Here is a 17,756-nt window from a genome sequence, read left to right on the forward strand (position 1 = left end):
TTTTATAAATTTAGAATTCTGTTTATCCAATTATCCACCAGGTACTTTTGATAGATCTCATTTGGTATTTCTTCATATTCATTCTCAAAAAAAGATTTAGGAATTTGAATATTATTTTTATCTATTATCAAGATATTATTTGGATTATAAAAATCATAAGTAGCAATGGCTGCATTAGTAGTTATTAGTTTTTTGCTATTCCCTAAACTTTCAAAAACTCTAAACGATAGTCCATCCTGCCCTTCTCTATGAGTATCTAACAATACGTTAGAATGTGCTACTAACTCATTTACCTCTTTCATGTTTATCCGTTCTGTAACGTACTCTACACTACTTTTGGATTCAATTTTCTTTTTCCCGAAACTAATAATTTTATATGATACACCTAACCCATCTAATTTTAGGGCTATATCATCTATAAATTTAGATCGTTTGCTAAATGTGCTTATATTAAAAACCTCTTGTTCTATAGGCAGGTTATTTTTGTTTTCTTTAAAAATATAATTTGTCGCAAATTTAAAATTATGTTTTTTTGAATCATTGGGTTCAAAAGTATATACCTCATCAAAAAAAGGAGCTACTAATAATATCTTTGGTATTCTTTCTATATTATCATTAAAAAACGCTGTCAAATTACCGGTAAATGAGCTTATATTCTTAATAATCTGAGGAAGTAAAAAATTAGCATTAAGCATTAGGATTTTATCTTGTTTCCCAATTTCACTCAATCGCTTAAGAATCTCTTTATTTAAGTGATTCTTTTTTATATCGTATTTAAAAAAAGTTTTTCCAATAAAATTAAAAACTCGGTGAAAAACCGTAGGATACTGATACCTAAAAGTATGAAAGTTTATATGATTAACTTCATATCCCTGCTTTTTTAGACTCTTGGCAATTTCATCGTTAATCCCCAAAACATCTAGACTAATCAGTGTTATTTTCATGTTTTAAATAATAATAGAGACAAACTTACTAAAAGTAAAGAATGATATTGCTAAAAAAGTAATTTTTAAAATCAATACATTTGTCAGCGTTATATTAAAACCATCATAATGAATTATCTATTTATCATATTACTTCTTGTGTTATTAGGAATTGCATTTCCTAAATTACTCAAACTCATCAAGCATAAGTCATTATATCCTTTCATGCCTTATAAATATAATTTTAGAAGAAGACGCATCACTTTTTCTAAAACACTACAGCTTTTAAATGAACGAAATGCTAAAATACTGGTAGAGACAGGAACTTCGAGAAACGGTCTTAAAGCGACTAAAACTGATGGTGGAGCAACAATCGTTTTTGGTAAATGGGCAAAAGAAAATAGTGCAAAATTGCATTCTGTGGATATTAGTAAAGATTCTGTGCAAGGAGCTCAGGAAGCAGTACAAGAAGAAAACTTACAAGATAGTACAACAGTATATCTAGGAGATTCTCTAGACTTCTTAAAGAATTTCAACGAATCTATTGACTTTTTATATCTAGATAGTTATGATTATTCAAAGACCGATATAGATGTTCAAAAGAACAGTCAAGAACATCACTTAAAAGAATTTATTCTGGCAGAAGGCAAACTACATGATAAATCTATCGTTTTAATAGACGATTGCAGACTTCCTGGAGGTGGTAAAGGAAAAACAGTTGTAGAGTATATGCTAAAAAAAGATTGGAAAATTTTAATTAATGCTTATCAAATTTTATTAGTAAAAAAGTAGCTTTTTTATGGAGTCTAAATAAATTTATTGAACCCAAAAATATCTATACTAAATAATGTGATTTTCGTATAGATCGATATATTTGTACGGTATCAATAATTATATCCTAAAAACAAATAATTATTTCTATTCAAAACGCAATAGCAAAAATTATCATTAACTAAAAACAATACAGTAATGGATTATGACAATAAACCCGAGGGATACTACAATAATATCAGAAATGAAATGTTCGCCTTTTTTCCAGAAAATGCAAAAGTAGTATTAGATGTTGGTTGTGGAGAAGGCACTTTTGCTGCTTTTATTAAAGAAAAACACAATACAGAAACCTGGGGTATTGAATTGATGCCAGAGCATGGAAAAAAAGCCGAAAAGGTACTCGACAAAGTTTTTATTGGTGAATGTGAAAAATTTATTGATGAGCTACCCGATAATCATTTTGATGTTATCTATTTCAATGATGTATTAGAACATCTTGTAGATCCATATTGGGTGCTAGAAAAAATTAAAAGCAAACTATCAAAAGATGGTGTAATTATAAGCTCAATACCTAACATGAGATACCATAGTGCTTTAAAAAACCTAGTACTTAAAAAGAATTGGGAGTATGAAGAACATGGTATAATGGACAAAACGCACTTACGATTCTTTACTGGTAAGAGTATTGCAAATATGTATACGAGATTAGGGTATAAAATAGTACTTCATAAAGGCATTAATAAAACAAAATCTATCAAACCATTCTTCTATAATATTCCTTTTTTATTTACTGCAATGGACATGAGATATCTTCAGTATGCTACAGTTGTCAAAAAGTAAACCCTAAGAAAAGATGTGTAATCCGTATCGCTTAGATAATGCCGATATCGTATTAACATATCACACACTCTGAAATACTGAGAAAGTTTTATATACAAATTAAGAAAGGATTCCAATTATTGGAATCCTTTCTTTTTAAATAGATCTAATTTTGGTCCAAATCAAACTACCAATTAATTCGATCTCTCCATCGGTTACGTTCTACATCACCATACATCTTCTCTGTTATGGTTCCGCTTACATTAATATCCCAATGAGCACCGGCTATTGGTCCTGGAACAGTGACAGAATTAAGAAGTAGCGTTTGATGAGTAGCACAAGAGGATGAAAATACAACAGAACGATTATTAACATCACTTGGATGGGGTGAAACCGGACCATTATGATTTCTTAAAAAAGAGTTATTACTTAAATTAATTGAAATTTCTCTTCTTTCCCCAGAAAGTCTCCATCTTCTACGTTTAGGATTATATTCTAACTTTACTCGTAAGAATATTCTATAAGTATCTACCCGGAAAGGTCCTCCTGTATTTAAATGTTCTGCATAAACTTCGTGCACATATTTAAAAGCTCGAGGAGAAGTTCCTTGAACGTTACCCGAACCGCAATTCTCTACATATCTTTGTTTTCTAAATTCATATTGATTATCTACAACAACTGTTTTTGCTGCACCTATTCCTGTCTCATTACCAGGTACTCCTTTAGGATCAACTCGGGTGTAAGATACAGAACCAACTTCTTTAAGGTTTCCAAAATTAGATTTTTGAGCTGCAATTCCTTCTGCATCAAGTTCATAAAATTTACCATCCTTAAACCAAATGATTTTACCTCCTAATTCAAACTCATTATCATTATTTAAAATTCCTTGAATTGCAGGTGAAACTTCCAAATCTCTATCAAAGGAGAAAAAAGAATTCATTTCTAACTCCTCCATACCAAGTTTTGAAAATTTAGAATAAAGATCATTGAATTCATTCCAATCTTTAAAAGAAAATCTATCTGTTTTTGATTCAATAGCTGACTCGATGTTTGTCTCTTCTCCAGTAGAATTAACATCTCCCTTTTCACAAGAAATTATTACTGTCATTATGAGCAGTAAAAAAATGATTTTTTTCATAATATTAAGGTTTTAAGATTATTTTTGCACAAAATTGTTTCTGTCATGCATTCAGAATGGGTATCATGAAATTGGCCAATTCCATAAATAAATGTTATCAGCAATAAGTATGTTACCGGTAAAAACAATAATTAGAATTACTTTAACTTTTCTTACAAAAGAAGATTTAAAATAGTACCTTTTCATAATCATCATTAATTCATTACTAATGTCAGATCAAATTATAGAAACCCAAAATGCAATTAACACATTAAAAAAAGGAGGGATCATCCTCTATCCTACTGATACAATTTGGGGTATTGGCTGTGACGCGACTAATGCAGAAGCTATTGATAAGTTATATGCCTTAAAAAAGCGAGAAGAAAGCAAGTCTATGATTTGTTTGGTTAGTGATTTTAAAATGCTACAGCAATACATAGAAGAAGTTCCAGAAGTAGCCTATGATATTCTAAAATATGCTGCAAAACCCACTACTATTATCTATGACAGACCTCTGCATGTTGCAGAAAATATTATTGCAGATGATAATACATTAGGTATTAGGGTTGTGAGAGACCCTTTTTGCGGAAAACTAATTAAGAAGCTTAAACGACCTATCGTTTCGACTTCTGCTAACATTAGTGGTATGCCTGCTCCAAAAAACTTAAAAGAAATACCTGCCGCAATTTTGGAAGGCGTAGACTATGTCGTAAATTTGCCTCTACAAAAAAAAGGAGTTAAACCTTCTTCGATTATTAAAATAGGAAGCGATAGTACCGTAAAAATTATTAGGAAGTAATTGATTCATGTCAGAAATCAAAAATTATAAAGAAGCTTTACAACATCCAATTTTTGATACAATTGCCAAAGCATCAGCAAATCTAGAACTAGACAGCTATGTTATTGGTGGATTTGTAAGAGATCATATATTGCAAAGAAAAACTGCCAAAGATATTGATATTGTCGCTGTTGGTAGCGGAATAGCATTGGCAAAAGAAGTATCCAAACTTTTACCTGGTAATCCCAAAGTACAGGTTTTTAAAACCTATGGTACTGCAATGCTAAAAGCTGATGATATCGAGGTAGAATTTGTTGGAGCACGAAAAGAATCTTATTCTGAAGATAGTCGCAATCCCATTGTAGAAAATGGAAGTTTGGAAGACGATCAAAATAGACGGGATTTTACGATCAATACTCTTGCCTTACACCTATCGCCAGAAAATTTTGGCGAAATATTAGATCCTTTTAATGGTTTAGAAGATCTTAAATCAAAAATAATTCGTACTCCTCTAGATCCTGATATTACGTATTCTGATGATCCTTTGCGAATGATGAGGGCAATTCGTTTTGCTACACAACTTGATTTCAAAATTGAACCCACCTCATTAAAAGCTATTACTAAAAATAAAGATCGAATTAAAATCATTACCAAAGAGCGCATAGTAGATGAGTTACATAAAATTATTTTAAGTAATAAACCTTCAACAGGCTTTATATTACTGGAACAAACTGGTCTTTTGGATTACATACTACCAGAGCTTATTGCGCTAAAGGGTATTGATGAAGTCGAAGGACAACGACATAAAGATAATTTTTATCACACTTTAGAGGTTGTAGATAATATTGCCGAAAACACAGATAATCTCTGGTTGCGTTGGGCAGCTTTACTTCATGATATCGGTAAAGCTCCTACCAAAAAGTTTAGCAGAAAAGTAGGATGGACTTTTCATGGCCATGAATTTGTAGGTTCAAAAATGGTATTCAAACTCTTTAAGCGTCTAAAAATGCCGCTAAATGAAAAAATGAAGTTTGTTCAAAAAATGGTATTAATGAGTTCCAGGCCTATAGTAATTGCAACAGAAGTTACAGATTCTGCTGTTCGAAGACTGGTCTTTGATGCAGGAGAGTATATTGAAGAATTAATGACACTTTGTGAAGCCGATATTACAACCAAAAATCCTAAACGTTTTAAAAAATATCATAATAATTTCAAGATTGTAAGGCAAAAAATGATTGAAGTTGAAGAACGAGATCATGTTCGCAACTTTCAACCACCTGTTACAGGAGAAGAGATTATGAAAACCTTTAATATCAAGCCCTCTCGTGAAATAGGAATCATTAAAGAAGCCATTAAAGAAGCAATTCTTGAAGGTGAGATTCCTAATGAGCATGAAGCGGCTTATGAATATATGGTAAAGAAAGGTGAAGAATTGGGGTTGATTACAGAAAGTAATGAAAATTCAAAATAAGTATCGTTACACTTTCTTACTATTCAACTTTATAACTCTCAATTTTTGTCACTTTGAAACTTTGAATAAAAAATGAAAAAAGACAATAAAAAAGTAATATACTGGCTGCTTACAGGATGTTTATTGATTTTTATTATGGTTATTATTGGCGGAATTACCAGACTTACTCATTCTGGATTATCTATCTCTAATTATAAATTAATTTCGGGTACTATTCCTCCTATGAGTGAAACAGAATGGAATACTGCATTTGATCTATACAAGCAATATCCAGAGTATCAAAAGATAAATCACCAATTCACACTTGAAGATTTTAAAGATATTTATTTTTGGGAATGGTTACATCGTGTTATCGGAAGATTTATCGGTGTTGTATTTATAGTACCTTTCGTATATTTTCTAATAAGAAAACAACTTACCACACCCACAATAAAAAAATCCATAGTACTGATGTTACTAGGAGGTTTTCAGGGTTTTCTTGGTTGGTTTATGGTAAAAAGCGGACTAATTGACAGGCCCGATGTAAGTCATTATCGACTTGCAATGCACCTCACTGCTGCATTTATAACCTTTGCATATACATTTTGGGTAGCTCTAGATCTTATGTATCCAACCCAAAAAACGGTGAATCTAAAATTCAGAAACCTGATTCGATGGGCCTTGTCTATACTCATACTTCAGATTATCTATGGTGCTTTTGTCGCTGGCTTAGACGCTGGTCTATTACATAACCACTGGCCATTAATGAATGACGGAACTTTAATTCATGAATCCGTCTATATAGAACAATCACCTTTTGCTAAGAATTTTGTAGAAGGAAAGAGTGGAGTTCAGTTCATACATCGTTATCTGGCTTATATAGTTGTAGGGCTTATTGCCTTTATATGGTATAGAGGTAAAAGAATTGAAAAAAATAATATTCAATCCAATTCATTAAGTATATTAGTAATTATCGTTTGCATTCAGTTTTTACTGGGAGTATTCACACTAATTTTTAGAGTACCTATAGTATTGGGGATATTACATCAGATTGTTGCTTTTTTCTTATTAGGGGCAATGACTTTTTCATTACATCGTTTTAGTAAATAACAATGCATTTATAGTATCTTTGCATTTCCAAATTAATTAATTTAATAATGATATACCGTTTCAGAATTATCCTGGATACAGAAGAAGATGTGTTTAGAGATATTGAAATAGAACAAGATGCTACTTTAGAGCAGTTTCATAATGTGATAACCCAATCTTTTGGTTTTGACGGAACAGAAATGGCTTCTTTTTACATTAGTGATGATCAATGGAATCAAGGAGAAGAAATATCATTATTTGATATGAGTGATGGTAATCAGCCCGTTAGATTAATGAATGAAACTACTCTTATTGATGTTGCTCATGAGGCTTCTCCCAAGTTAATTTATATCTATGACTTCTTGAGTATGTGGACATTTTTGGTAGAACTTGCAGAAATTGCCGAACATGAAAACGGAAGAGAATATCCAAATGTAATGTACATTCATGGTCAAATACCTGATCAAGCGCCTGATAAAGAATTTAAAGCAGAAGAATTAGACGACTTTAATGAAGGCGAAAATAAAGATTTCATGGATCTTGATGAATATGAAGATTTGGGGTTTGATGAAAATTGGAATTAAAATTTAACTATTAATTAAAAAGATCTCAGCCTTCGCTGGGATGACATACATGTCATGATCAACTTATATAGCACTCAAATCGAATCATTATCGGTTCATCAGGTTGGAAACAAGAATAAAAATGAAAATTTATTCTTGTCAGAATCACCGTATGCCCTTAATGATGAATTAACTGCACTTCTAAAAGAGTATTTTTTTAAACCTTTTAGAGAAAAGGAAGAAAATTATTTTCAATTTGCCAATGAGGTAGATATAGAATTTAATCCTCTGTTTAAGATCGTAACCGAAATTTTTGAACATCCTTCTTCAGTTCATGAAAAATCTAAACGAATCGCTTCATTATTGTTTGAACAATCACAACATCCACATATTAAAAGTGGTGAGGTATATGTTACATATTTAGATAACGTAACTATAGATAATGAAAAAGTTGATGCTATTGGTATTTTTAAATCAGAATTAAAACATGATTTCCTTCAGTTTGAAGAAAAAGAAACTGATATTGAATTATTAATTCAACAAGGGGTAAACCTGAATAAGCTTGATAAAGGCTGTTTAATTTTTAATCATAAAAAAGAAGAAGGTTATAAAATCCTTTCTGTAGATTCTAATCGATATGATACTAAATACTGGTTAGAACATTTCTTAGGTGTAGAAGCTTTTGCTGATGAAAATTTTTACACTAAAAAATACATGAAATTCTGCCAGGATTTTGCAAAGGATGTAGTCCTTCCTGCCGAAGATAAAAAAGAAGAAGTAATGTTTATGAATCGCGCAGTAAATCACTTTGCCAAAAATGATGAGTTTGAAGAATCTGCTTTTTTAAATGATGTGATTGATAATCCTGATTTGATTCCAGAATTTAAACATTATAAGGTAGAAAAAGCACCAAAATACCAGATCGAAGACCTTACCACCTTTCCTATTGCCAATAATGCAGTAACTGCTGCTCGTAAAAAGATGAAAAATGTCATCAATCTAGATACTAATGTACAGATAAAGATGGATTTTATCAACCCAGAATCTGCAGAAAAATTTGTAGAAAAAGGATGGGACGAAGAAAAGCAAATGTATTATTATTTGGTATATTTCAATAAAGAACAAAAAACCTAAGAAAATAGAAAATTAATAGCGACCCTATTATGGATTTTATTCTGGTTGGTATTATAGCTTTATTAGGATCAGGGTTAACATTTTTTTCTGGTTTTGGATTAGGTACTTTATTGATGCCTGTGTTTGCATTATTCTTTCCAATAGATATTGCAATTGCTCTTACCGCAATAGTACATCTACTTAATAACCTATTCAAACTAACTCTTGTTGGCAGAAAAGCGAATACACAAACTGTACTACGCTTTGGTTTACCTGCTATTGTATTTGCCTTTTTTGGTGCATATACATTAGGCAAACTCACGTATATAACCCCTCTATTTAGCTATACTATTGCTGGTACCACATATCAAATTACAGTGGTAAAAATATGTATTGCTATCGTATTAATCTTTTTCTCTCTTTTTGATCTTATTCCAAAACTGAAACGATTAGAATTTGATATCAAATATTTACCATGGGGTGGTGCATTAAGTGGTTTTTTTGGAGGATTATCGGGGCATCAAGGAGCATTACGAACAGCTTTTTTGATTCGGGCAAAACTTAGCAAAGAAGCTTTTATAGCCACAGGAGTTGTTATTGCTTGCTTTATTGATATCTCGAGACTTACTATGTATGCCAAAGATCTTTTGCAATTGGGTGATCAACTTAATTATCCTATGCTTATGGTCGCCACACTAATGGCTTTTATTGGAGCCTATATAGGTAATAAATTTCTTAAAAAGATCACCATACATACAATTCAAATAGTGGTAGGAGTTTTATTAATTGTGTTTGCAATACTTCTGGGAATTGGTATTTTGTAACCTGAGTTCGACCTAAGCTAAAATGTTATAAAAAGCGTCAATTCGGTTGGTTTTTCAGAATGACCTCTCGACTACGCTCGAATTGACTTGATTTTCTTACGTCGAACTCAGGTTTGTAAATCTGATCTTAGGTCAAACAGCATAGATCTTACACTTTTTTTTGTTTCTTACTCCTATTCAGATTACACATTTAAAAAAAAGTGTAATTTTATTTTTGTTTCAATCGATGTTAATCAAATGGATTATCAAAAGTATTTGCTCCTTTCTGATAGAATAACATTTCGCCTCCTACTCTTCTATCGTCATTCCACTCATTCCAATACGAATCAAATAATATCCCTCTTTTTCTATATTTATTCCACTTATTTGAAACGTAACCAGACACCTGAGTTCGGGGTGCAAGATGTACTGTTTTAATAACTTTATTAAACAATGTCTCCTGACGTACTTCAAACTTAACCTTTCTGTCATGATCACAGTTTCCAATCTTATATCCAAATGATCTGCAATTGAGTGCTACGCTCCAATCACCATGTGTATTTGGGCCAGCTTTCCAATTTAAAGGTGTATAACTAAAGAAATACGCTCTACCAGAATTAGTTGAACTCTCTTTCCATACTCTTTTCCCTCCTGTAAGGAAGCTATTACATTGCGAGAGCACAACACCAACAGGTGAAGTACCCCGGTTTTTTAATTTTAACATCGTTGATGCTGATATTCTTATAGGACTTTTATGTTTCTCTATCATTTTTCTGGTAGAGATCAACTTTTGTACATCTTCAGATTCGGGTGAATCCATAAATGCTTTTGGTACTGCAATATGGTCTTCTGTAAGTGTTAAAAATCGCTTAAGACAACTATCGTTATCTTCAAAACCAATTATTTCATTATCTATAGAACCTCTTTCTTCGTAATAAAAATCCTCACCGTTAAATTGAAATGTCACTGTATTGTTATTAGGCAGCTGCAATGTTGCCAAAGTTTTCCATACGAATTCTTCAGTTTCTGGCTCATATCCGATCTCATCTTGATTTGTACAACCCAATAAGAATAAACATACACCTAGGGGTAAGATGTTTTTGATCAATAATTTTCTCATAGTTTTACCATTGGTAAGATTTAAAATGTTTGACAACATGGTTTAATTTTTAAAATTAAAATCTCCTAAACTTTTATAGACACTCAGGGATATGTCTTTATGGTTTTGCTATTTGTTTTAAAGTAACATCTAGCTTTCTAATATTTGTCAAACCTAGGGAGCTATCGATATTATAGTGTCCTGATTCTTTGAATTTTCAAGAAATAAGGACAGTTTTATGAAATTTTATAAGGCTCTATTAGAGTGAGGCTACCACAGTTATTTATATCGAAAATCTACTAACTTCTCCCAACTCTATAAATTCATTAATCTCTTGCAATTACAAACTACATTTATGTATATTTGTATTTGAATTCCTACCCTATTACAAAATCAATATTTATTTAATTTTTTAAACCATGAAGAAAAGTATATTTCTATCAGTCTCTTTTGTATTGGTATCATTAATCAGTACTGCTCAAAACAACACTTTTCCAACTACTGGTAATGTAGGAATAGGTGTCACAAGCCCAACCTCTCCTTTACAAATCAGCTCATCAAATAATGATATTATTAAATTAAAAACTTCTGATAATGAGTGGTTATACACTACATGGCTTGACAATACCAATACTCGTAGAACATGGATGGGGTTAAATTCAGATCTTTCCTCTTTTAACATTAAAGTTGAAAACGGAACTAATAAAATACTTTTTAATGGCGGTAATGTAGGTATAGGAACAACCACTCCAACAGCCAAACTGCATATTAAGGATCCAGAAGGTGGTGCAGCTTTTAATATTGAACGAGGAGGGAAAATTTGGAATTTTTCTATTCAACATACAGGAAATAACCTCTTTTTAAATAACTCTGATACTCCAAATACATTTTTCACTTTTACTAAAGATGGAAAATTCGGTATAGGAACAACAACTCCAGATTCAAAACTTGCAGTAAATGGCAAAATACACGCCAAAGAAGTAAAAGTTGATCTAACCGGTTGGCCAGATTATGTATTCGAAAATGATTATAGCTTACCTTCTTTACAAGAAGTAGAACATCATATCGTAGAAGAAGGACATTTACCTAATATTCCATCGGCTTCTGAAGTAGAGAAAAATGGTATTCAACTTGGAGAAATGAATGCAAAATTACTTCAAAAAATAGAGGAGCTTACGTTGTATATGATTGCACAAAACAAAAAGACTGAGCAGTTACAGAAAGAAATAGAGTTACTTAAGAAGAAAATGAAATAAGTCGGATGTTCGAAGTCTGGTGTCAGAGGTTGTCCGTCCCTGACACCAGACTTCAGACCTCGGGCTTCTAACATAGCTTATCACTCTAGTAATCGTCTCATATTCACATTCTCATAATTACGTCGTACAAAATCCATTGCCGTTTTAAGAACTTCGCCCATAGATTTGCTACGGCGAAATTTTAAATCCAAAGTAAAATTATACAGATGCTCTCTAAGTTCTTTCAAGTTTTCTTCGGTAGAGATATGATCTGCACACATACATTCGACCAAATTTTCATAACGAGATCTCGATGTTAATACTCGTTTTGCCAGAATAGAACGCTCTTCTTTTTTATATTGTTCGATAGAACTGGGCTGTAACCTGTTCATTACAATATCTACCATATCGAAATTCTCTTTAAAAAACTGAGGTTGATATACCTTTAATTTACCTTCATAACACTGCTGATCAAAATCAATAGCCCTGATCTTATATTCTACATGGTCAAAATCATGAATCGGTATAATCACATAATTATAAGATCGCATATCTCCCAACAATCGCATTTGACAACGCTCATTAAACTTCACAAATTCCTTAGCTATCTGCGACTTGGCCTGATCACTTAAATCGGGCAAAAAATCTTTAATAAATACATCACCAGGAATTCCTGCAATATGCTCCTCTATCAATGTATTTTTATACACCAAAAAGTTAATTCTATTTGGCGAAAACATATGCTCTAACTCTAGCCCATAAATACGTGAAGCATCTGCCTTTTTTACATAGATATAAGTGTAGTTATCATTTAAGATATTTCTTACTCTTATTCTAAAAGGCTTTGAATTCCCAAAAGTACAATAGTCTATAGCATCAATATTAAGAAACTCAATTGCATCCTCATTACCATCAGAATGCAGAATTGTATATACTTTTTTAAGACTGGATTCTATTTCTGGTCGCTCATGTTCTTCATAATACACTCGTACCCATAGCGTATCTTCATCTTTACTGTCATAAACAACTATAGAACCCGAAAACCTAAGTAAATCATCATAAAATACTGGAATCTTGATTTTACGATTACATTCTTTTAGATACATATCCAGTTTGTCATTGATTGGATACGTAGGTTTTTTCTTCGACATTAATTTTTCATCCATAATCTTCTATCATTTCGATTAGCAAGTTACAAATAACAATCATGAAATAAGCCATCACTTTATGTTGATACCAAAACAATAGAAAATTGAGTATCAGCACATAATAATCTAACCTCTAAAACAATAATTATAAGCAAATGAAACACTAAAACTATCAACTTTCTTGTAACAAAATCCTATACTTGTCGTCTTGTTTTATATAACCACCAAAAACAATTGCAATTGGAAAATATTCTCACCTTAAACAATCTCACAAAAAAGTTTGGAGCACTAACAGCTGTCAAAGACCTCTCTTTTACTATAAAAAAGGGAAATGTGTATGGCATTCTTGGTCCTAACGGAAGTGGTAAATCTACCACTTTGGGTATCGTACTTAATGTTGTAAACAGTACTTCTGGTGGGTTTACTTGGTTTGATGGTAATACATCAACTCACAATGCACTAAAAAAAGTTGGAGCAATTATAGAACGTCCTAACTTTTATCCATATATGACTGCAGCACAAAACCTTAAATTGGTATGCCAAATTAAAGGAGTTGACAGTAATAAAATTGAAGAAAAACTTGAAGTCGTAGGATTATTAGATCGAAAAGATAGTAAGTTCAGAACTTTCTCTCTGGGGATGAAACAACGATTAGCTATTGCTTCTGCCTTGCTTAATGATCCCGAAATATTAATCCTTGATGAACCTACTAATGGGTTAGATCCACAAGGGATACATCAAATCCGTGAAATCATCAAAAAAATAGCCTCCCGAGGGACCACTATTCTTTTGGCATCTCACCTACTCGATGAAGTAGAAAAGGTATGTAGCCATGTAGTGATTATAAGAAAAGGCGTAAAACTGTATTCTGGACCTGTAGATGAAATGAATACTAGTTATGGGTTTTTCGAACTTAAAAGTGATCAAAAATCTGCATTAACAGAGTGGTTATCTAAGCATAATGATTTTAAAAATTTCAAAGAAGAAGATGGCAAAATAATTGCGTTTTTAACGAATGAGCTAGACGCAGAAAGTCTTAACAGGCAACTATTTAAAGAAGGAATAGTTCTTACACACCTTGTGAAACGAAAAGAAAGTCTCGAAGAACAATTCTTACAATTAACCAACAATTTAAACTAAAGCTATGTTACGACTACTCAATATAGAATTTCAAAAATTAAAATATAATAAAGCGGCAAAAGTAATTACTATAACTTACTTTATACTTATAGCCTTTATCGCTTTAATCGCATCCATAGAATTTAATTTTGCCGGTGTAAAATTTAGAATAGCTGACCAGGGAATTTTCAATTTCCCATATATATGGCATTTTAATACTTATATAGCTGCGTGGTCCAAGTTATTTTTGGCTATTGTTATTGTTTCTATGATGGCCAATGAATACAGTCATAGGACTTTAAAACAAAACCTAATCGATGGACTAAGCAAAAAAGAGTTTATAAGTTCTAAATTTTTAACCGTTGGTGTTTTTGCCTTGATCTCTACTCTATTTTTATTCGTAGTATCTATGATTCTGGGATTAAGCTTTTCGGACTATAATGAATTTTCTATTATATTCTCTGATCTGGAATATGTTCTGGCTTATTTCATAAAACTAATTGGTTTTTTTGCCTTTTGTATGTTCCTGGGAATTTTTGTGAAACGTTCTGCCTTTGCCCTTGGGTTTCTATTCATCTGGTGGGTTGTAGAAAACATTATATTCGCATTGCTGAAGTTTAAACTATTTAAAGGAACCGAAATCGCAGATAACATCGTGCAATTTTTCCCTTTAGAATCCATGGCAACCTTGATAAATGAACCTTTCACACGTTTAAATTTTATCCAATCGGCTGCTAATCAATTAGGAGAAACTTTTCAAAGAGATTATACTGTACATTGGTATGAAATCTTAATCGTACTGGTTTGGACAGTCGTTTTTATATATCTATCTTATTACTTGCTTAAAAAGAGAGATTTATAATATATTTGGGCTTCAGAGCTCAATTATGCGATACATTTATGTAGTCTTTTTTGCTTTATTCCTTTACTATCCATTAATGTATAGTCAAGGAGAAGCTAATAGCTGGTATTTTGGTCAAAATGCAGGAATAAGTTTTAATACAACTCCTCCTACAGCACTTACTAATGGTAGAGTAAATACATTAGAAGGATGTACCACAATATCTGATGCAACAGGAAATTTATTATTTTATACTGATGGAATTACCGTTTGGGACCGGCTTCATAATATTATGCAAAATGGTACCGGGCTAAAAGGTGATCCTTCTAGCACCTCATCTGCATTAATTGTTCCTCAACCAAACACTCCAAATCTATATATAGTTTTTACTGTGGACGAGCCTCATCATGATAATGCTGATAATGATCCCGCAACTTTTGATGGAGATGGTATAAACGATGGGTTTATGTATTCTATTGTAGATATGTCTTTGAATGGAGGAAACGGAGCTGTAGTGACAGGACAAAAAAACATACCTCTAATTACTTACAATACGTCAAACGGCTTAGAAAGTCGATATAAGTGTTCAGAAAAAATTACAGCTGTAAAAAGCAATGATTGTGATTCATTTTGGGTAATTACACATTTTGTAGACTCGTTCTATGCTTTCAAAGTTGACCAAACCGGAGTTAACACAACACCTGTTACTTCTCGTATTGGAGTCACTGTTCCTATTTCTGGGTATCGACGTAATGCTTTAGGGTATATTAAAGCTTCTCCAGAAGGTGATAGACTAGCTGTAGCACATTTTGGTTTTGCAACAGTCACAGCAGGTAATGGACCAGGAAAAGTTTTACTTTATAATTTTGATAACACTACAGGAACTATTAGTAATGAAATCGAGCTAAGCAATAGTAATTCTCCTTACGGAATAGAGTTTTCTCAAACCGGTCAAAGACTATATGCCACTTTCGATATTGGAGATGCAGGAAACGGACAAAGTTTTTTAATGCAATACGACGTGTCATTACCAGATAATCAAATTGCAGCAAGTGGCACAAGAATTCTTAATCAAAATAATCAAAGTACTTTTTCTTTTAGTGCCGGAGCTATACAGCTCGGTCCTGATGGTAAGATTTATCGATCGTTATATGATTTTAATTCCCAGAGAGGTGATTACCTTGGCGTAATCCAAAATCCCGAAGCAGCTGCAGCCAGTATAATTTATAATGAGCAAGGCATACTTGTTAATACAGATGGTTCTAGAAGTGCTCTTCTTGGACTTCCTCCTTTTATTCAATCTATTTTTGCACAAAATATTGACATCATCAATAACGGGGATCCCAATAATGTCAATCTTGCTTTATGTGAAGGAGGCACATACCGATTGTCTTATCAAAATATGCCAGGTGCTAGCTATACCTGGTTTGTAGATAATCTTCAGATTGCAAATGCTGTTCATTTTTTAGATATTACAACAGCAGCCAACTACAGGTTAGAAGTTGATCCTAATGATGGCAGCTGCCCCCTCACAGGTGTTGCCAATGCCACTTTTTTCGAAGTTCCAACTGCTATTCCTTCAACACTAGTTCAATGTGATGCATATCAAACTATTGGAGATAATATTACCTTATTTGATTTACATTTTGCAAATGATCAACTTACCGGGGGAAATAATCAATACACAACCGAATTCTTTATAGATCAAGCTTCTGCACAAGCAGGAACACCAAGAATTAGTAATGAAAATGCATTTCAAAATACTCAAAACAATCAACAAGTATATGCACGAGTAATTAACACCAACAATACAAATTGTTTTGATATCACTACAGTTACTTTAGAGGTGAGTTCTACCGATGTAAACGATGCCGAGCTAAGAGTTTGCGATGATGATGGTACCGAAGATGGGTTTACCGTTTTTAATATAACTGAAGCAGATCAACAGGTATTATCAGGAATTACTAATCCTGGATTAACGATTACTTATTATGAAAATACAGATGATGCATTATTAAACAGAAATCCTATTACAAGCATTACCAATCAAACACAAAATACTCTAGGTGACGATATTGTTTATGCTAAGGCCGAAGAAAATGGAGGGGAATGTTTTGGGATAAGCAGTGTGCGTTTATTTGTAATTCCACTACCCAATATCGAACCTGATTCTGAATATTTTCTATGTCAAAACGAAACAAATGTTGAAATCGACGCCGGTTTACCAACCAATAGTGACCCCAATGATTTTACAATCTTATGGTCAACAAATGAATCTACAGAAACAATTTTGGCAAATCAACCCGGAGGTTATACTGTAGAAATCACAAACCAATTAACGGGATGTTCTAAGTCCAGAACCGTAACTGTAATTGCATCCAGCTTTGCAATTATACAGTCTATCGATATCAATGATGCAAGGGATAACAATACCGTTACCATTAATGCAGAAGGTTTGGGTAGTTATGAATATGCAATAGAGATAAATGGAGTTTTAAGTATATACCAAGACGACCCCACTTTTACAAATGTACCACCTGGATTTCATCGCGTATATGTAAGAGACAAAAACGGATGTGTTCCAGTAGCAGCTCAGGACATTTCAGTCGTTGGGTTTCCAAAATATTTTACTCCAAATGGGGATGGTTTTCATGAAACCTGGAACGTAGAAGGAATATCAAACCAGATTATGAGTAATTCACTAATCTTTATATTTAATCGCTACGGAAAATTAATCAAGCAGCTAAGAGCAGGTACCCCTGGATGGGATGGAACCTTTAATGGGAAACTAATGCCCTCTAGTGAATATTGGTTTCGTGTAGAATTAGAGGATGGTAGAATTCTTACCGGAAGTTTCTCCCTTATTCGCTAATTCTATATGTAGATTT

At 32.6% G+C, this 17,756-nt stretch carries 16 protein-coding genes; 12 read left to right on the forward strand and 4 right to left on the reverse strand.

The window, feature by feature from the left end:
• Positions 1-2: 2 nt before the first annotated feature.
• On the reverse strand, positions 3-944 hold the full coding sequence (locus DG435_RS09350) for a hypothetical protein (RefSeq protein ID WP_106794376.1): 942 nt from the start codon (positions 942-944) through the stop codon (positions 3-5).
• A 108-nt stretch (positions 945-1,052) separates the two neighbouring features.
• On the opposite strand from DG435_RS09350, the gene DG435_RS09355 reads away from it, so the two are divergent.
• Positions 1,053-1,715 carry a class I SAM-dependent methyltransferase gene (locus DG435_RS09355; protein WP_106794377.1) on the forward strand — a complete coding sequence of 221 codons (663 nt, stop codon included), beginning with the start codon at positions 1,053-1,055 and terminating at the stop codon, positions 1,713-1,715.
• A gap of 177 nt (positions 1,716-1,892) precedes the next feature.
• Positions 1,893-2,534, forward strand: coding sequence for a class I SAM-dependent methyltransferase (locus DG435_RS09360; RefSeq protein WP_106794378.1), 642 nt, complete (start codon positions 1,893-1,895; stop codon positions 2,532-2,534).
• Positions 2,535-2,700: 166 nt separating this feature from the next.
• Here the strand turns inward: DG435_RS09360 and DG435_RS09365 are convergent, their stop codons facing one another.
• A complete protein-coding gene (locus tag DG435_RS09365; RefSeq protein ID WP_106794379.1) occupies positions 2,701-3,651 on the reverse strand; it encodes a hypothetical protein in 951 nt (316 codons plus the stop codon).
• Positions 3,652-3,859: 208 nt separating this feature from the next.
• Between DG435_RS09365 and DG435_RS09370 the strand changes: the two genes are divergently transcribed.
• The 6 genes from DG435_RS09370 to DG435_RS09395 all read left to right on the forward strand — a co-directional run bounded on the left by DG435_RS09370 (position 3,860) and on the right by DG435_RS09395 (position 9,447).
• Positions 3,860-4,429, forward strand: coding sequence for an L-threonylcarbamoyladenylate synthase (locus tag DG435_RS09370; RefSeq protein WP_106794380.1), 570 nt, complete (start codon positions 3,860-3,862; stop codon positions 4,427-4,429).
• 7 nt (positions 4,430-4,436) lie between these two features.
• Complete coding sequence (locus DG435_RS09375; RefSeq protein WP_106794381.1) at positions 4,437-5,879, forward strand: CCA tRNA nucleotidyltransferase; 1,443 nt, start codon at positions 4,437-4,439, stop codon at positions 5,877-5,879.
• A gap of 72 nt (positions 5,880-5,951) precedes the next feature.
• A complete protein-coding gene (locus DG435_RS09380) occupies positions 5,952-6,968 on the forward strand; it encodes a COX15/CtaA family protein (RefSeq protein WP_106794415.1) in 1,017 nt (338 codons plus the stop codon).
• A 47-nt stretch (positions 6,969-7,015) separates the two neighbouring features.
• Positions 7,016-7,531 carry a hypothetical protein gene (locus DG435_RS09385; protein WP_106794414.1) on the forward strand — a complete coding sequence of 172 codons (516 nt, stop codon included), beginning with the start codon at positions 7,016-7,018 and terminating at the stop codon, positions 7,529-7,531.
• Positions 7,532-7,585: 54 nt separating this feature from the next.
• A complete protein-coding gene (locus tag DG435_RS09390; RefSeq protein ID WP_074408648.1) occupies positions 7,586-8,644 on the forward strand; it encodes a nucleoid-associated protein in 1,059 nt (352 codons plus the stop codon).
• 29 nt (positions 8,645-8,673) lie between these two features.
• Positions 8,674-9,447 carry a sulfite exporter TauE/SafE family protein gene (locus DG435_RS09395; RefSeq protein ID WP_106794413.1) on the forward strand — a complete coding sequence of 258 codons (774 nt, stop codon included), beginning with the start codon at positions 8,674-8,676 and terminating at the stop codon, positions 9,445-9,447.
• Positions 9,448-9,676: 229 nt separating this feature from the next.
• Here the strand turns inward: DG435_RS09395 and DG435_RS09400 are convergent, their stop codons facing one another.
• Positions 9,677-10,546 carry a hypothetical protein gene (locus DG435_RS09400; protein ID WP_159025734.1) on the reverse strand — a complete coding sequence of 290 codons (870 nt, stop codon included), beginning with the start codon at positions 10,544-10,546 and terminating at the stop codon, positions 9,677-9,679.
• Positions 10,547-10,944: 398 nt separating this feature from the next.
• On the opposite strand from DG435_RS09400, the gene DG435_RS09405 reads away from it, so the two are divergent.
• Positions 10,945-11,781 (forward strand): tail fiber protein, encoded by an 837-nt coding sequence (locus tag DG435_RS09405; protein WP_106794411.1) that lies wholly within the window; start codon positions 10,945-10,947, stop codon positions 11,779-11,781.
• Positions 11,782-11,861: 80 nt separating this feature from the next.
• On the opposite strand, the gene DG435_RS09410 is transcribed toward DG435_RS09405, so the two are convergent.
• Positions 11,862-12,926, reverse strand: coding sequence for a hypothetical protein (locus DG435_RS09410; RefSeq protein WP_024771245.1), 1,065 nt, complete (start codon positions 12,924-12,926; stop codon positions 11,862-11,864).
• 222 nt (positions 12,927-13,148) lie between these two features.
• Between DG435_RS09410 and DG435_RS09415 the strand changes: the two genes are divergently transcribed.
• Genes DG435_RS09415 through DG435_RS09425 form a run of 3 tightly spaced genes read left to right on the forward strand, consistent with a single transcriptional unit; the run spans position 13,149 to position 17,740 of the window.
• On the forward strand, positions 13,149-14,048 hold the full coding sequence (locus DG435_RS09415) for an ABC transporter ATP-binding protein (RefSeq protein ID WP_106794410.1): 900 nt from the start codon (positions 13,149-13,151) through the stop codon (positions 14,046-14,048).
• A gap of 4 nt (positions 14,049-14,052) precedes the next feature.
• Positions 14,053-14,889 (forward strand): ABC transporter permease, encoded by an 837-nt coding sequence (locus tag DG435_RS09420; protein WP_106794409.1) that lies wholly within the window; start codon positions 14,053-14,055, stop codon positions 14,887-14,889.
• A 25-nt stretch (positions 14,890-14,914) separates the two neighbouring features.
• Positions 14,915-17,740, forward strand: a complete 2,826-nt coding sequence (locus tag DG435_RS09425; RefSeq protein ID WP_106794408.1) for a T9SS type B sorting domain-containing protein — start codon at positions 14,915-14,917, stop codon at positions 17,738-17,740.
• The last annotated feature ends 16 nt before the right edge of the window (positions 17,741-17,756 follow it).

Origin of the sequence: Aquimarina sp. Aq78 (assembly GCF_900299525.1) — a bacterium.
GTDB lineage: Bacteria > Bacteroidota > Bacteroidia > Flavobacteriales > Flavobacteriaceae > Aquimarina.

Bases quoted from the DNA above. Each gene is read 5' to 3' on its own strand.
- DG435_RS09380 (WP_106794415.1), top strand. From the start codon at position 5,952: ATGAAAAAAGACAATAAAAAAGTAATATACTGGCTGCTTACAGGATGT.
- DG435_RS09355 (WP_106794377.1), top strand. From the start codon at position 1,053: ATGAATTATCTATTTATCATATTACTTCTTGTGTTATTAGGAATTGCA.
- DG435_RS09395 (WP_106794413.1), top strand. From the start codon at position 8,674: ATGGATTTTATTCTGGTTGGTATTATAGCTTTATTAGGATCAGGGTTA.
- DG435_RS09410 (WP_024771245.1), bottom strand. From the start codon at position 12,926: ATGGATGAAAAATTAATGTCGAAGAAAAAACCTACGTATCCAATCAAT.
- DG435_RS09420 (WP_106794409.1), top strand. From the start codon at position 14,053: ATGTTACGACTACTCAATATAGAATTTCAAAAATTAAAATATAATAAA.
- DG435_RS09370 (WP_106794380.1), top strand. From the start codon at position 3,860: ATGTCAGATCAAATTATAGAAACCCAAAATGCAATTAACACATTAAAA.
- DG435_RS09425 (WP_106794408.1), top strand. From the start codon at position 14,915: ATGCGATACATTTATGTAGTCTTTTTTGCTTTATTCCTTTACTATCCA.
- DG435_RS09405 (WP_106794411.1), top strand. From the start codon at position 10,945: ATGAAGAAAAGTATATTTCTATCAGTCTCTTTTGTATTGGTATCATTA.
- DG435_RS09385 (WP_106794414.1), top strand. From the start codon at position 7,016: ATGATATACCGTTTCAGAATTATCCTGGATACAGAAGAAGATGTGTTT.
- DG435_RS09400 (WP_159025734.1), bottom strand. From the start codon at position 10,546: ATGAGAAAATTATTGATCAAAAACATCTTACCCCTAGGTGTATGTTTA.
- DG435_RS09360 (WP_106794378.1), top strand. From the start codon at position 1,893: ATGGATTATGACAATAAACCCGAGGGATACTACAATAATATCAGAAAT.
- DG435_RS09375 (WP_106794381.1), top strand. From the start codon at position 4,437: ATGTCAGAAATCAAAAATTATAAAGAAGCTTTACAACATCCAATTTTT.
- DG435_RS09350 (WP_106794376.1), bottom strand. From the start codon at position 944: ATGAAAATAACACTGATTAGTCTAGATGTTTTGGGGATTAACGATGAA.
- DG435_RS09365 (WP_106794379.1), bottom strand. From the start codon at position 3,651: ATGAAAAAAATCATTTTTTTACTGCTCATAATGACAGTAATAATTTCT.
- DG435_RS09390 (WP_074408648.1), top strand. From the start codon at position 7,586: ATGATCAACTTATATAGCACTCAAATCGAATCATTATCGGTTCATCAG.